The sequence below is a fragment of the Acinetobacter sp. UBA5934 genome, assembly GCF_002430855.1.
In the GTDB taxonomy this organism is placed as follows: domain Bacteria; phylum Pseudomonadota; class Gammaproteobacteria; order Pseudomonadales; family Moraxellaceae; genus Acinetobacter.
This window is the reverse complement of the sequence record NZ_DJDC01000177.1, coordinates 7,897-9,005: the sequence shown is the minus strand read 5'-3', so window position 1 is coordinate 9,005 and position 1,109 is coordinate 7,897. Positions and strand designations below refer to the sequence as shown.

The window sequence follows — 1,109 nt, the reverse complement described above, 5'->3', positions numbered from 1 at the left end:
ACCTTCACGCGCATCATCACCCGATACAGCAACTTTCTCTTTTTTGAGCAAGTTTTCATTTTCCATATAGCTGTTTAAGCCACGGGTTAAAGCTGCACGGAAACCGGCTAAATGCGTCCCACCATCTTTTTGTGGAATGTTATTGGTAAAACAGCGCACGTTTTCTTGATAGGTATCGTTCCATTGCAAGGCAACTTCTACACCAATACCATTGTCTGATTGAACGGTAAAATGAAAAATATCATTCAGATGGGTTTTACCCTGATTGATATATTTTACAAATTCAGATAAACCACCTTCGTAATCAAACACATGTTCCGCGTCAATACGTTCATCGCGCAGCACAATACGCACACCGGCATTCAAGAATGAAAGCTCACGCAAACGGCGCGCTAAAATATCGACATTAAAAATAGTTTGGCTAAAGGTTTCAGCACTTGGCCAGAAACGTACAATGGTACCGGTTTTATCAGTATCTCCCACCACTTTCAGCGGATAAACCGGATCACCATGTTTATATTCTTGTTGGTGAATATGGCCAGCTCTGAGAATGGTCAATTCAAGTTTGCTGGATAAGGCATTCACTACAGAAACACCTACACCGTGCAAACCACCAGAGACTTTATAGCTATTATCGTCAAACTTACCACCGGCATGCAGAATGGTTAAAATCACTTCTGCTGCAGAAACCCCTTCTTCAGGGTGAATATCGGTTGGAATACCACGACCATTATCTGAAACGCTGACTGACTCATCTTCATGGATGGTCACCAGGATTTCGTCGCAGTGACCTGCCAAGGCTTCATCGATGGCGTTATCGACCACCTCAAACACCATGTGATGTAAGCCTGAACCATCGTCAGTATCGCCAATATACATACCTGGACGCTTACGCACAGCATCGAGGCCACGTAATACCTTGATACTAGAGGAATCATAAGCTTTTTCATTGGTTGGTTCTGTTTGAGAAGCAGCTTGATCTTCTGAACTCATGGTTTCTCCCTAGTGAAATATAGGTCTATCCAAAGATGGGTAAAATCTAAAAAGTTATGGCACAACAACCTGAACTTGACCATTTTCAACTTTGAATAATTGATATGAAATAGACA

The 1,109-nt window shown here is 42.1% G+C and carries 1 protein-coding gene; it reads right to left on the bottom strand.

The genetic code is table 11. The features are described from left to right. Window positions 1-993: ATP-binding protein (locus tag B2Y23_RS12935; protein ID WP_291371245.1), on the bottom strand; the 993-nt coding region annotated here is incomplete at its 3' end. Window positions 994-1,109: the final 116 nt, after the last annotated feature.